This is a genomic window from Aquiflexum balticum DSM 16537 (assembly GCF_900176595.1).
In the GTDB taxonomy this organism is placed as follows: Bacteria; Bacteroidota; Bacteroidia; order Cytophagales; family Cyclobacteriaceae; genus Aquiflexum; species Aquiflexum balticum.
The window spans coordinates 5,496,708-5,510,488 of record NZ_LT838813.1; the positions used below are offsets into that span (position 1 = coordinate 5,496,708).

General features: G+C 41.4%; 11 protein-coding genes. 9 read left to right on the forward strand and 2 right to left on the reverse strand.

What is annotated here, in order from left to right; all coding sequences use genetic code 11:
* The first annotated feature begins 127 nt into the window (after positions 1-127).
* The 9 genes from B9A52_RS23305 to B9A52_RS23350 all read left to right on the forward strand — a co-directional run bounded on the left by B9A52_RS23305 (position 128) and on the right by B9A52_RS23350 (position 9,636).
* Positions 128-559 carry an RrF2 family transcriptional regulator gene (locus tag B9A52_RS23305; protein WP_084122982.1) on the forward strand — a complete coding sequence of 144 codons (432 nt, stop codon included), beginning with the start codon at positions 128-130 and terminating at the stop codon, positions 557-559.
* Between the two features lie 53 nt (positions 560-612).
* A complete protein-coding gene (gene ric, locus B9A52_RS23310; RefSeq protein WP_084122983.1) occupies positions 613-1,335 on the forward strand; it encodes an iron-sulfur cluster repair di-iron protein in 723 nt (240 codons plus the stop codon).
* Between the two features lie 3 nt (positions 1,336-1,338).
* Positions 1,339-3,159: a c-type cytochrome gene (locus tag B9A52_RS23315; protein WP_084122984.1), complete on the forward strand. Its 1,821-nt coding sequence runs from the start codon at positions 1,339-1,341 to the stop codon at positions 3,157-3,159.
* A 22-nt stretch (positions 3,160-3,181) separates the two neighbouring features.
* Complete coding sequence (nosZ, locus tag B9A52_RS23320; protein WP_084122985.1) at positions 3,182-5,146, forward strand: Sec-dependent nitrous-oxide reductase; 1,965 nt, start codon at positions 3,182-3,184, stop codon at positions 5,144-5,146.
* A 55-nt stretch (positions 5,147-5,201) separates the two neighbouring features.
* Complete coding sequence (locus B9A52_RS23325) at positions 5,202-5,816, forward strand: hypothetical protein (RefSeq protein WP_084122986.1); 615 nt, start codon at positions 5,202-5,204, stop codon at positions 5,814-5,816.
* 283 nt (positions 5,817-6,099) lie between these two features.
* Positions 6,100-6,531 carry a nitrous oxide reductase accessory protein NosL gene (locus B9A52_RS23330; RefSeq protein ID WP_084123664.1) on the forward strand — a complete coding sequence of 144 codons (432 nt, stop codon included), beginning with the start codon at positions 6,100-6,102 and terminating at the stop codon, positions 6,529-6,531.
* 385 nt (positions 6,532-6,916) lie between these two features.
* On the forward strand, positions 6,917-8,158 hold the full coding sequence (locus tag B9A52_RS23340) for a nitrous oxide reductase family maturation protein NosD (RefSeq protein ID WP_084122988.1): 1,242 nt from the start codon (positions 6,917-6,919) through the stop codon (positions 8,156-8,158).
* Positions 8,133-8,876 carry an ABC transporter ATP-binding protein gene (locus B9A52_RS23345; RefSeq protein WP_084122989.1) on the forward strand — a complete coding sequence of 248 codons (744 nt, stop codon included), beginning with the start codon at positions 8,133-8,135 and terminating at the stop codon, positions 8,874-8,876. The genes B9A52_RS23340 and B9A52_RS23345 overlap by 26 nt, the downstream gene beginning before the upstream one ends.
* Positions 8,869-9,636: an ABC transporter permease subunit gene (locus B9A52_RS23350; protein WP_084122990.1), complete on the forward strand. Its 768-nt coding sequence runs from the start codon at positions 8,869-8,871 to the stop codon at positions 9,634-9,636. The genes B9A52_RS23345 and B9A52_RS23350 overlap by 8 nt, the downstream gene beginning before the upstream one ends.
* Before the next feature lie 812 nt (positions 9,637-10,448).
* Here the strand turns inward: B9A52_RS23350 and B9A52_RS23355 are convergent.
* Both B9A52_RS23355 and B9A52_RS23360 read right to left on the reverse strand, forming a co-directional pair.
* A complete protein-coding gene (locus B9A52_RS23355) occupies positions 10,449-12,902 on the reverse strand; it encodes a GumC family protein (RefSeq protein ID WP_084122991.1) in 2,454 nt (817 codons plus the stop codon).
* On the reverse strand, positions 12,899-13,711 hold the full coding sequence (locus tag B9A52_RS23360; protein WP_084122992.1) for a polysaccharide biosynthesis/export family protein: 813 nt from the start codon (positions 13,709-13,711) through the stop codon (positions 12,899-12,901). Before B9A52_RS23360 ends, B9A52_RS23355 begins: the two co-directional genes overlap by 4 nt.
* Positions 13,712-13,781: the final 70 nt, after the last annotated feature.

Genomic DNA, 13,781 nt, shown 5'->3' on the forward strand with positions numbered 1-13,781 from the left:
ACCAGGATTACAAATCCTGATCATCTGTCGTTCGACATTACAAATATCGAACAGCATAAAAAAATAATAAAGGATATTTTTGTCTTTAATATAAAAAGGGATATATTTGTCCTGTATTAATGAAAAGATGTTTTCCAAAGCCTGTAAATATGCCATCAACGCCATGATATACATGGCCACTTTACCGCCGGGTCAGGAAAGGGCCGGTTTAAAAGACATTTCGAAGGCTATAAATTCTCCTGAAGCATTTACGGCAAAAATATTACAGGACTTGGTCAAAAATGATTTGCTCAATTCGGTCAAAGGTCCAAATGGTGGATTTCACTTACAAGGTGATCCAAACCGGATCTTTCTTGCTGAAATAGTCCATTCCATCGATGGTGACATGATATTCACAGGCTGCGCTCTTGGTTTGGAAACCTGCTCGGAAGACCATCCATGTCCGGTTCACCACAAATTCAAAGCGGTAAGAGATCACCTGACAGGAATGCTGATGACCACGAGTTTAAGAGATGTCGCAGACCGGGTCAATACCGGAATCAGCTTTCTGAGATACTGAAAAAAATTTAATCCAATAAAAGACAAAATAATCTTAATATAAATCCAAAAGTCATGATCAAAGAACTGGAAAACAGAAAAGTCGGAGCCATAGTTGCCGAAAATTTTAAAACTGCTAAAGTATTTACCCAATATGGAATAGACTTTTGCTGCAAAGGTGGTATCAGCCTAAAGGAAGCTTGTTCAAAAAACGGAGTGGACCTTCAGGAAGTCACAGAAGATCTACAAAAAGCTACTGTATTGCCTGAAGAGGTTCATTACATTGATTTTGGCTTGTCCCAATTGATAGACCATATCATTGTCACACACCATCAATATGTGGAAAATGCCATACCGGCACTGAAAGCTTATTTACAGAAACTGGCTACGGTTCACGGTGAAAGACACCCCGAATTATTCCGGATCCGCGATGAGTTTATGGCTGCGTCAGATGCCCTTACTGCGCACATGAAAAAAGAGGAACTGATCCTCTTCCCATATGTCAAAGCCATGGAAGAAGCAGAAAAAAGTGGCTTCTCACTTTCAAAACCGCACTTTGGCCATATCGATAACCCCATCCATATGATGGAGGACGAGCATGAAACAGAAGGGGAAAGATTCAGGACTATTTCCGAATTAAGCGAGGGGTACAAAACACCCTCAGATGGCTGTCAGACTTACCGGGTAGCGTTTGAAATGCTCAAGGAGTTTGAATCTGACTTGCACACCCATATCCATTTGGAAAACAACATTTTGTTTCCAAAAGCTTCTGAATTGTACGCACAAATGAATCCCTGATAAATGAATCCCGCCCAAACAAATATTGATTTTAAAAGCACTTCTTTCAAACCGATGGAAGTCTTGGCAAAACCATGGATGATTTGGGCGGTAATATTCTTTTTGATGGCGGCTTTGTTCGGGTTGGCCATGCGTTACTTCTTTATTGGAGAAATTCCCTATTTTGATTACCGTCACCTATTACATGCCCATTCCCATGTGGCACTTTTAGGTTGGGGATATTTACTTCTTTCAGGGGCACTGGTTTTTACATTTGTAAAAGATCGCAGCAGGCTAAAGACTTACAGAAATCTATTCATCCTAGCAGTAATCGCCAATCTTGGTATGATGCTGAGTTTCCCTTTTCAGGGATACGGATTGTACAGCATCGTATTTTCCACCTTCCATCTTTTGGTCAGTTATGGATTTGCTTTCTGTTTTCTGAAAGATCTATCCAAAATTGAAAATACAGCCTCGGTCAAATTGGTCCGGTACAGTGTGTATTGGATGGTTCTTTCCAGTTTGGGATTATGGGCAATTGCACCTATTGCGGCGACATTCGGCAAACTGCATCCACTTTATTTCATGAGTGTTCAGTGGTTTTTGCACCTGCAACTCAATGGCTGGTTTGTCTATTCATTTTTGGGCCTGTTGGTTCATTTTGCCATTCAAAAAGGATTTAGAGTAAGCATCAGCCGTACCCTTTTTGTAGTACTCAACCTTTCCCTGATTTTTACTTATGCCTTAGCAGTATCCTGGAGCACTCCGATTGAAAGTCTTTATTATTTCAATACCATAGGAGTCCTACTTCAAGGATTCGCTTATTTCCTGATTTTAAAATCTGCAAGATTCCTCAGCTGGGATTTTTTAAAAATCCCAAACCATTGGATTGACGGAATGATCTACCTTGGAATTTTAAGTTTATTGGCAAAAGCAATCATTCAGATCTCCCTAGTCATTCCTGAAGTGGCCATCATGGCCTTTACCATCAGAATGTATGTCATAGGATTTATTCATTTGGTGATGCTTGGCGCCATTACTTTTGGAATAGGAGGCCTTTCAGTCAAAAACAGTTGGTTCCCATCCAATCACCTTTCAAAATGGGCCTGGACTATCCTAAGTATTGGTTTTATCAGTTCTGAGATCCTGCTATTGGGACAGGGCACTTTACTCTGGGCCAAAATGGGCTTTATCCCACACTTTCACCTGCTTTTATTCCTCTCCTCCGCCCTATTGCCATTGGCTTTGATCTTATTATTGATCGGCATGGTGACAAATCAAAATTCAACTCTAAACAAGTACAATTTAATTCAAACAAAATCCAAAACTCAAATTTCAATAAACAAACAGACTATGAAAATTTCAATGCTCATGTCATTTGGAGCAGCTGTGCTTCTGATGACCAGTTGTGGAGGTGGCGGCGGCGAAAGCCAAGGCTCCTATACACCACCAACTGCCCAAACAGAAAAACCCGCTGATCCCAAGGGTATCGGTGAAATCAAAAATGTCGACCTCGCTGAAGGCATCGATGAAACCATGGCAAACAAAGGCAAGGCAATTCTTGACATGAAATGTACCGCCTGCCATCAATACAACGACAAAAGGTTAGTCGGTCCTGGTTTCGAAGGAGTGACCAACAGGAGAAGACCCGAATGGATCATGAATATGATCACCAATGTAGAAGTCATGCTCGATGAAGACCCTGTGGCGCAGGCCCTGTTGGAGGAATGTCTCACCAGGATGCCCAATCAGAATATTTCTGTAGGTGATGCCAGAGATATCCTTGAATTCCTGCGCAAAAACGATCTGGAAAGAACCGGAACTAAAGATACCGCAATAAATTAATCCAATTTAAAACAAAGCAAAAATGAAAACAAGAATGTGGTTGTTGGCAGGGGCTGCGATAGCAATGGCTTTTGCCTATGGATGTAAACCAAAAGGAGCACAGAGTACGATCTCCGGTGATGCAGCCAGTAAAGTATATGTCCCACCTGGACAATATGATGAATTTTATAATATCATATCAGGTGGATTCAATGGGCAGATGTCAGTCGTAGGACTTCCATCAGGAAGGGTATTCAAGATATTGCCCGTATTTTCAGTTCATCCCGAAAATGGATATGGGTTTTCGGAAGAAACCAAACCAATGCTCAACACGGCAAACGGTTTTGTTCCTTGGGATGATTTGCACCATATAGCGATTTCTACCACCAATGCGGAACATGACGCAAGATGGGCATTTGGCAACGCCAATAACACCCCGCGTATAGCAAGGGTTGACCTGACCACTTTCAAAACCGTGGAGATCATAGAAATACCCAATTCAGCAGGTAACCACTCCTCTCCATTTATTACTGAAAACACCGAATATGTAGTTGCAGGCACTCGATTTTCTGTCCCTACGGGTACAGATGAAAACAGGGATGTACCGATCTCCACCTACAAAGAAAACTTCAAAGGACACATCAGCTTTATCAGTGTAGATCCTCAAACCGGTGAGATGGACCTTAGTTTCCAAATTGAGGCTCCCCCGTTCAACTTTGATCTGGCAAGGGCCGGAAAGAAAAAGTCTCATGGCTGGTTCTTTTTCTCTACTTACAACACTGAAATGGCGCATACCCTACTTGAAGTCAACGCCTCCCAAAAAGACAAAGATTATATCATGGCTGTCAATTGGAAGAAAGCAGAAGAATATATCAAGCAGGGAAAAGGGAAAAAACAAAGTGTGAAATACGCCCATAATGTGTGGGATGAGCATACGCATACAGGCGTATCCACGATCAAGAACGAGGTTTTGGTCTTAGACCCAAAGGAAATGAAAGACATTGTATACTTTATTCCCTGCCCAAAATCCCCCCATGGAACTGATACCGATCCTACCGGTGAATATATCATTGGCAGTGGCAAATTGGCCGCAATTATTCCGGTATTCTCCTTTACCAAGATGCTAAATGCAATTGAAAATGAGGATTTTGAAGGGACTTTGCAGGGAATGCCTGTATTGAAGTATGAATCTGTGTTGCATGGAGAAGTTCAGAAACCTGGCCTAGGTCCTTTGCATACCGAGTTTGACGGAAAAGGATTTGCTTACACTTCCATGTTTGTTTCCTCTGAAATTGTAAAATGGAACATCGAAACACTGGAAGTAGTGGATCGGGTACCTACCTTCTATTCAGTTGGTCATTTAATGATCCCAGGTGGACCAACAGGTAAGCCACACGGAAAATACATGGTTGCCTACAATAAAATCACCAAAGACAGATATCTTCCAACTGGTCCGGAATTAGCCCATTCAGCACAGCTTTATGATATTTCCGGAGAAAAAATGCAGCTTATTCTTGACTTCCCTACTATTGGCGAGCCACACTACGCAGAAGCATTTCCTGCGTCTTTAATCATGGACAAACAGGTCAAGTTTTACAAAATGGAAGAGAATAACCATCCCCGAGCACTTAAAGGAATCAACGATGCCCGGGTGGAAAGGGATGGTAATAAGGTTCACATTTACCTGACAAGTATCCGCTCTAATTTCAGGCCTGACAATATTGAAGGCGTAAGGGTCGGTGATGAGGTTTATTTCCACATGACCAACCTGGAACAGGATTGGGACGTTCCCCATGGCTTAGCTGTCAAAGGCGCCAATACCGCTGAACTACTTGTTATGCCCGGTGAAACAGCCACATTGAAATGGGTTCCGGACAGAGTGGGAATATTCCCGTTCTACTGTACTGATTTCTGTTCTGCATTGCATCAGGAAATGCAAGGGTACATCAGGGTATCCCCGGCAGGAAGCAATACACCCTTAAAGTTTTCAACAGGAGAAGCCGAATAGTAGCAAAACATCCAATACCGCCAGCATAATTGCTGGCGGTTTACAAAAAAAAATCATGAAGAATATCCTTCCCATAAATAGAGTTTTGGTGTTTATAGCGGCCTTATTAATGGTTTCTGCTTATTTCACCCCTCTTTGGCAAATCAGTCTTTGGGCACCCCAATATCCCGAAGGGTTGAACATGAAAATTTGGATTGACAAACTCAGTGGTGATGTGGACATCATCAATGGAGTCAACCATTATATTGGAATGAAACATATAGGGGCAGAAATGTTTCCCGAATTCACTTACCTCATTTATGTATTTGGATTTATTATCAGTATAGGAATCCTGGCCGCAATTATTGGGAAAAAATGGTTGGCCTATTCCTTTTTGGGACTTATTGTCCTTTTGGGGATTGGAGTAATCGTTGACATGTATCTATGGGGCTATGACTATGGGCACAACTTAGATCCAACAGCAGCCATCAAAGTACCGGGAATGGCCTATCAGCCGCCCTTGATCGGATACAAAGAACTCCTGAACTTCCTTGCCTATTCCGGACCCGATATCGGTGGTTGGATCCTTGGAGTTTCAGCTGCCATTATGATAGTAGTGGTAGTCTTGGAATGGAGGCGGAAGGAAGTACGAAGTACAATGAACCAAGTACCAAGTATGGGGAAAAGCTGAAGGATTTCAGATCTTAGATTTTAGATTGAAGAATTTAATTCCTTTAGGTATTGGGAGTAATGAGAATTTATCTCGGCACTCGTTTCTCGCATCTCGGTTCACGGGCTTAACCTTTGAGGTCTTATGGAATTAACCTCGTATCTGTAACTGCAAAGTTTCAAGACCTCGAAGGTTTTTTCTACTCATGACCTAAAAACCTCATTAAACCAAAAACCTTCGAGGTTAAAAAAACCTCAAAGGTTTCACCGACCTGTCTCACATCTTATGTCTTATGTCTCAAAAAATGAAACATCTCATAAACATTCTCCTAATTTCTCTCCTCTTTGGCTGCAGTGCAGATCCACGGGCTATCAATTATGGAGAGGATGTCTGTCATCATTGCAAAATGAAATTGATGGATCCGCATTATGGTGCAGAAGTGGTCACGCAAAAAGGTAAGATTTTCATCTTTGATGATGTCAATTGCCTGATGTCATTTCTGGAATCTGATGAGGTCAATGAACAAGACTTGAAACATATCCTGATCACAGATTACGATCAGCCGGAATCACTTTCCGATGCCAAGCTGTCATTCTACCTCAAATCAGAAGCTTTCAAAACCCCTATGTCCAGCAATATCATTGCCTTCTCAGATTATGAAACACTCAAAAAGTATAAAAGTGAACACGGCGGAGTGTATTTGGCCTGGGGTGAATTGGTGACGCAGTTTAAATAAGGGTAGATTGTAGAAGGTAGATTTTAGATTGAAGAAGTAGGTACGATGTACTATGTACAAAGTACCAAGAACAATGTACAAAGTACAAAGAAAAAAGTAACGTCGTTTGAGGTTTACCATAACACACTATTCTCTTGATTCCCCGATACTCGGGGCAGGCCTATGGTTCTTGATTCTTGATTCTTGGCTCTTGGCTCTTGGCTCTTGCTTCTCGCATCTCGGATCTCGCTTCTTGACTCCACGATACTCGGGGTAAGCTTTGATTCTGGTCTCTTGGCTCTTGGCTCTTGCATCTCGCTTCTCGCTTCTCGCTTCTCGGATCTTGGCTCTTGCTTCTTGATTCTTGGTTCTTGATTCTTGGTTCTCAAAAAAAAACCACAGTAAAATGAAAATAATAACCACATTGATACTAACAATCCTGATGGTTTTCCCATCTGTATCGGAGACTATTCGGCTTAAGGCAGGACAGTCCATTCGGGAAGCAGTTGATAAGGCTTCTGCGGGAGATACCTTGCTTTTGACAGCCGGGATCTATCAGGAAAACGAAATAATCATCCGAAAACCATTGACCATTTTGGGTGAATCCTACCCCATTATCGACGGTCAGGACAAGGGCAATATTTTTTTGGTTGCCGGGGAAAAAATTCACTTTATCGGTATCAAAATCATCAACACCGGAAAATCAAGTATGAATGATTCTGCCGGGATCAAATTTTTTGATTCTAAAAACTGTAGTGTGGATAATGTAAAATTGGAAAACACTTTTTTTGGTCTTCATTTTTCCAATTCTTCTAACATGACCATTACCAACAATCATCTGATCTCAACCGCCGAGAAAGAATACCATACAGGAAATGGCATCCACCTCTGGAAATGCAAAAACTCGCTCATTGAAAACAATTATGTGAAAGGTCACCGGGACGGTATTTACCTGGAGTTTGTGACCAATACCGTCAGTCAAGGTAATCTGATCGAAGAAAACAACAGGTATGGGCTCCATTTTATGTTTTCTCATGAAAACAGCTACATCAAAAATACTTTCAAAAAAAACGGTGCCGGAGTTGCTGTCATGTACACTAAAAATGTTCTGATGAAAGAAAACATTTTTGAGGAGAATGAAGGGCCAAGTTCTTATGGCATTTTGCTCAAAGATATCAGCGACAGTGAAGTTGTCGGTAATATCTTCCGTAAAAACACCATTGGAATTTATATGGAAGGCAGCAGTAGAACCCTTTTCAAAAACAACTCTTTCAACAACAATGGCTGGGCTTTGAAACTGATGGCAAGTAATGATGACAATACATTTATTGCCAATAATTTCTTTGCCAACACCTTTGATATCAGCACCAATGGAAATTTGGTATTGAACAAGCTTGAGGAAAATTACTGGGATAAATACGAGGGCTATGATTTGGACAAGGATAAAATCGGGGATATCCCCTATCGGCCCATCAATCTGTTTAGTGTAATTGTTGAAAAAATCCCCTCAGCCGTAATTCTCTGGAGAAGTTTTATGGTAAGCCTGCTGGACAGAATGGAAAAAGTCATTCCCTCCATTACTCCTGAAAATATGATAGACAAATCTCCTAAAATGAAACCCTATGATTTCGGTACGACACATCCATAAAAAATTCGGCAAACTTGAAGTTTTGAAAGATTTCAACCTGGAGTTTGATTCCGGCAAAAGCTATGCCCTGATGGGGCCAAACGGTTCCGGAAAAACCACTTTGATCAAAATCATCCTGGGTATGGTCATTCCCAATTCCGGGGAAGTCTTCGTTCAGGGCGAATCCATTGAAGGGAATTTTGCCTATAGATCCAATATAGGCTATATGCCACAGATAGGCCGCTATCCTGACAATATCCGCATTGGGCAACTCTTCAACATGATGCAGGACATGAGGCCGGGAATAAAGGATTATGACCTTGAACTGATCGAAGCTTTTGGCCTAGACAAAATCATGGACAAACCCATGCACACCCTAAGTGGTGGAACCCGCCAAAAGGTAAGCGCTGCATTGGCATTTATGTTCAGAGCTGCTATCCTGATTTTGGATGAACCCACAGCAGGTCTGGACCCAATGGCAGTGGAAACACTGAAAAACAAAATCAAAAAAGAAAGAGATGCAGGCAAACTCATCTTGATCACCTCCCACATTCTCAGCGAACTCGATGAACTGACAGACCATGCCATCTATATCCATGAAGGAGAGGTATTTTTCAATGATACCATCAGCGGGCTTAAGGACATCACCGGAGAGGAAAAATTCTCAACAGCCATTGCCAGATTGATGGAATGGAGTTTAAAAAAAAAGAAGAAAATAACTGATCTCAGCCATGTTTAAGTTACTGAAATACTCGCTTTATGATATCGTGAAAAGTAGGTTTGCAATACTCTATACCATCTTTATGGTCTTGGTAGCTGTTTCCATCTATCAGGTATCTGAGGACATGAGCAAGGTCTCTTTAAGTTTGCTCAATATCATGTTGATGATTGTACCCTTGATCGCGGCCGTATTTGCTACCACTCATTTTTTCAATAACCTGGAATTTACCGAACTGATGCTGGCACAGCCGGTAAAGAGGCGGGATGTTTTTCTGAGTCAGGTTTTGGCTGTGATCATCATGCTGAGTGCAGCCATAGTCATCGGATTTGGCATCCCTATGATCCTTTGGGGAGCGGACAGCACTGTACTCACCTTGTTGGGAATAGGAATAGCGCTTAGCGTAGTCTTTGCCGGGTTGGCCTTTTTGGCCTCCGTACTTACCCGGGACAAAGCCAAGGCCATTGGTATCAGCTTATCCTTCTGGATTTATTTCTCTCTGATCTATGATGGATTTGTCTTATACCTGATTTACAGTCTGGCGGATTACCCGCTGGAAAGAACAACCTTAGGGCTGGTCTTCTTCAATCCTGTGGACCTTGGGCGAATCATCATGCTGATGCAGTTGGATATCTCTGCTTTGATGGGATATACGGGAGCCTTTTTCCAGAATTTCTTCGGATCTGCCAAGGGAATATTGCTCTCTTCAGCGATGATGCTGCTATGGATGCTATGGCCATTGGGTGTGGCGATGCGGGTATTTAGGAAAAAGGATTTTTAAATATCGCTCCTCGGGATTTGCAATCCCGAGGACAGATAAATGGAATTTGTAATTCCAGTAAAACCATCCCTAAACGGGACCAGGATTACAAATCCTGATCATCTGTCGTTCGACATTACAAATATCGAACAGCGCTCCTCGGGATTTGAAATCCCGAGGACAGATAAATGGAATTTGTAATTCCAGTAGAATCCTCCCTAAACGAGACCAGGATTACAAATCCTGATCATCTGTCGTTCGACATTACAAATATCGAACAGCAATCCCGAGGACAGATAAATAGAATTTTCCGGAATCGAAAACCTGAATTTTAATAAAAATAATCCTTGACCTAACCATTGCGGAATTGATTAATAAATCCTACCTTTTATAAAATTTTGGAAATCATGTCAAAAGAGAAAACTGTAAAAAAGGCTGAAAAGAAAAAGCCTGAAAAAAACCTGAAAGAAAAGAGAGCTGATAAAAAAGCTAAGAAAGAAGGTAAGAAGAATTCCTGATCCCACAGAATTCTTCTTGATAATGAATGAACAAAAGCCCTTGACAATGATATTTGTCAAGGGCTTTTTTTGTTGTAGAGGCAATAATAAAGAGGGTCCGGAGAGCACAACCTTTGGCCTTTCAAAAGCAGGCTTTAAACCGAATATTAAATGTTTTGTAAATGTTCGGAAAAGGAATTCCTGGATCCCAAAAATCTAAAAATCTCCCCTAAACCTTTCCCCTCCCAAAAATCCCCCACCAAATAACAACTAACCTGAAGTTCCTACAATCCCACATCGGTCATCCGTCATCGGTCATCCAACAACACTCCCCAACTACACCCTAAATTTCCCCAAAAACTTATCCAACCACATCGAAGGTTTTTTACGGTCATCATCTTCGTAGTAGTTGCCTGTATATTTGTTTTTGCGCATGTAGGAATAATTGTAGCCATAGCCGTAATTATAACCACCAAAATCATACACATCTCCACCCGCACGGATACCATTGAATACAGCATAAAAATTATTGATCTGATCATTGGCATAGAGGTCGTTGATCATCAGCAGGTATTTTTTATGGGTATAATCCTGTCGGACTATGTACAGATTGACATCAGAAAACCTTAACAAATCCATCGTCTCCGACACCAAGCCTATTGGCGGGGTATCCATCACCACTATATCAAAATCCTTTTCCAAATATTCCAAAAAGGTAGCCATCTTATCCTTCAACAACAATTCGGCAGGATTGGGGGGAACAGGCCCGGAGGGAACAAGATAGAGGTTCTCGTATTTGGTCTCCATCACAATATCCTCCTTTTCAGCCCTGTCGACCAAATAGGTAGAAAGACCGACTTTATGATCCACCCCTACATATTCCGACATCTTCGGTTTTCTTAAATCAAGACCTACCAAGCAGGTCTTCTTGCCACTCAAAGCCATGGCCGAAGCCAAATTCAAGCTGACAAAGGTTTTTCCTTCACCCGATACAGAAGAAGTTACCAGGATCTTTTTACATTTCTTATCACTTGCAATATAAAACAGCGCCGAACGAAGCGACCTGAAAGACTCCGATACCATTGTCTTGGGATGTTCAGCCACCAACATATTGGTTTCCTTATTGCTCAGCCCAATAGTGCCCAACATCGGAATCCTGATGGAATTCTTCAGCTGAATCTCATCCATAATCTTATTGTTCAGATAATGGTAACCCAATAAAAATGCCAAGGGAATAAAGAATCCCAAACCAAAAGCCATCCCATAATTTTGGGCTTTCTTTGGAAAAATCAGACTCCCCCTGCGGGCATAGTCCAAGACCGCATTATCCGAAACATTGGAGGCCTTGGCAATTCCTGCTTCGGCCCTTTTTTCCAATAAATAATTGTATAGATTGTCTCTTAACCTAAACTGCCTGAAAATATTGGTATAGGTTGATTCTGTCTGTGGCAATTTTGAAAATTCATCATCCAACTGTTGGAGTTTTCTTTGGGCCTCTTCTTTTCTCCTTTCGGTATTGGCTACCAGGTTATTGATGTTTTCAAAAATATTCTCCCTCAATTTTGAAATCTGCTCATCTAGTTGGGAAACATTGGGATGGTTATCGTTGACCACAGAAAGTAATTTTCTCCTTTCCAAGGATACCGTGACAAGATTCGCAATCAATCCGTTCAAAAAACCATCATTCAACCCAACAATGGAGGGGGCCACAATATCTGAATAATCATTCCCCTTTTCCCTCAAATAGGTTTGCATGGATTCGTAATAACTGAGTTCAAATTCAATATTCTGGATCATGGTCTCCAAACTCTGAATATTCCCCAAAACCCCGCCGAATTCCGAATTGATATCCATCAATTTATTGTCCACCTTGAAATCCAACATGGTCTTTTCCACCATCTTCAGGGTATCTTCCAAAATATGCATCTGTTCGTCTATGAAACGAAGGGTGTTTTCTGTAATCCTGTTTTTTTCCTTTAAATCATAGTCAATATACGAGTCCATCAGCGCATTGACATAATCCCTGCCCTTTTCCACCACCCGGGAGACCATCGATACCTGAAGCACAGTTCCATAACTGTTGATCGGTCGGACGGAAACTGCCTTGGAATACCTTTCCAAAACATCTGCAGGATTGTGGATGATAAAATATAATTTATCTCCCTCTTTTACATATTTGACTTTCTGAACAGTAAACTTGGATTTGCTGGAGCTGATTTCTTCTCCGAACCGGTATTTTTTGTTTAGAATTTCTTCATCAAGCGGCCCGTTTGCCTTGGCATTGAGAAAATCAAAAAAGCCCTTGTCTTCTCTTGTCAGGGTAAACTCATCTTCGGATAGCATGGTAATATGTATGGTCCCGGACTCCATCTGCGGAAAATCCCAATCCACTTCTACCTTTATCGGAGATTTGTCGTAGAGCTCGATTTCTTTGATATTGGTAGAGGCATAATAGCTGACATCAAAATGCAGCTTACGCAGTGCCTCCTCCGCAAGGTTTTTGGAAGTAAACAGCAGGATATCATTTTCCAGGTTGTTGCTTCCGCTGAAAATATTGGACCTGTCCAAGATCCTTACCTCGGGAGAATTTTTTTGCCGGATCAATACAGAACCCCTTACCTCATACTCTTCCACAGTATAGCGATGAAACAAAAAAACCAACACAATGGCAATAAATATTGAGGTTGCGTATAAAGGCCAATACCTGGAATATTTGATCAGGTAGTACTTGATATCAATGGGCTTGACATCCTGCTCAAATTTCGATATGTCTATTTTACCGTCAATCATAAATTACCTGAGATCAAAGCAAAAATCAACAATAAAGAGGTGGTGACCGAAATGATCAGACCCAATGAGGCAGAAAAATTTTCCGCATTTCCAAATTGTCTGATCCTCATCGGTTCCAAATATAAAATATCATTGGGTTGAATAAAATAGAATTCCGATGCCAACAAAGCCCGGTCATTTAAATTGATCTGATGGATTTTGGAGCCCCCGTCATATTGCCTGACGATAAAGAGTTTGTCTTTTTTGGCCAGAATGCTTGACTCCCCTGCAAGTGCCAAGGCATCAAATATAGTGGCCCGGTTTTTCATGATCAATAAGGTCCCTGAATTGGAAAACTCTCCCAAAGCCGTAAACCGTATCCCCCCAATCCTCAATTTGACAAAAACCTCCTCTTTGAAATAGGAACTGATTGCCTCCTGCACTTTTACCCTAGCCTCCTCTTCGGTCAATCCGGCTATTTGGACTTTTCCCAATTTAGGTAAAAGAATATAGCCATCCTGATCAATGGAATAACCTGTAAAATAGAATATATCTCCACCACCACCAATCATCCCACCGCCGCCACGCATAGACCTCGAGCCCTGAAATTCAAATGCTTTGGTCAACTCCTCATTGGAAGAAGCAAAGTCCACATCTACAATATCAAATGGCTGCAGGACATAGCGGTAATCCACCTCTGCAAAGGGAATAAACTCGTCCAATTCAATGGGATCGTTTTCGGGTAAATTCTGTAAATAAGTAATCCTTTTATTACTGATACACGAAACGGAAAAAAATAACAGGATTATCGCAACTAATGAATGCCTCATAAATGGAAAGCGGGTGCTTTTAAGTCCTCAAATATAAATAATTAAAGTAAATATGGTAATTGATTCCAAT